We start from the raw sequence: 985 nt of genomic DNA on the forward strand, positions 1-985 counted from the left end.
ATCATCGCCCAGCTATAGGAGAGCGCTCATGAGAATGGATCACCAACTGGCAGAGCGCTGGATCGCGCCGCAAGCACATGTACTGGATTTGGGCTGCGGTAATGGCGAGCTACTTGCGCACTTACAGCAGAAGCTAGGCGTCACTGGATACGGACTTGAGATTGACGAAGACAAAATCAACGAGGCCATTGGCAATGGCTTATCTATTGTTGAGCAAGACCTCAACGATGGTTTGGCACGCTTCGCCGATAACAGCTTTGATACCGTCGTTATGGCACGCGCGCTACAAGCGGTAAAATCCCCTGATGTGCTGCTACTTGATATGCTGCGCGTCGCTCGAGAGGCGATCATCACCTTCCCTAACTTTGCCCATTGGCAAAACCGTCTTCATTTAGGACTTAAAGGGATGATGCCTGTATCTGAGGCACTGCCTTATGAATGGTACAACACCCCCAATATTCATCTATGCACCTTTAAAGACTTTGAGCAACTGTGTGCGCAGCATGATATTCATATCGTCAATCGCTTTGCGGTAAGCGACTCTGATAAAGGTCATTCCCCACTGATAACGGCACTGATTAGACAGGCACCCAATTTACTCGCAGATGTCGCTATCTATCGAGTGACAAAGAAAAAAACGAAGTAATGTCAGATATTTGATTTTTGCTTAAAAGGACAAAATGACCGTTATTGCTGAACCTTTTATCTTAGCAAATTGTTAACTAATGATTGTCTTATAGTAACTCTATGATTTTACTGGGGACAATCAGGTATAAGCAGCTATTAAATCTTGTAATTAGTATTTGAGTTTCGTAAGTTTGGGTGTTAAGCTAGCAAAATGTTGTCAATTACCCCACTATTACGACCGTTTGTCTAATCAGTTAGGGCCAAATCGATAATACAAAATTAAAAACTCTATTGCTGATGATTAGGTAAGTTCATATCGCAAGATGTCACCTAATTGTTATCGCCGTCTAACTGTCTT

At 43.2% G+C, this 985-nt stretch carries 1 protein-coding gene; it reads left to right on the forward strand.

Features of this window, described 5'->3' with window-relative positions; translation table 11 throughout:
• Positions 1 to 28: 28 nt before the first annotated feature.
• Positions 29 to 646, forward strand: coding sequence for a methionine biosynthesis protein MetW (metW, locus tag ACS8FC_RS15195; RefSeq protein ID WP_439297385.1), 618 nt, complete (start codon positions 29 to 31; stop codon positions 644 to 646).
• Positions 647 to 985: the final 339 nt, after the last annotated feature.

The organism is Psychrobacter sp. 1Y4 (genome assembly GCF_051847555.1).

What these genes read in the sequence shown, in the direction of transcription:
- metW (WP_439297385.1), top strand. Translation starts at nt 29, where the DNA reads ATGAGAATGGATCACCAACTGGCAGAGCGCTGGATCGCGCCGCAAGCA.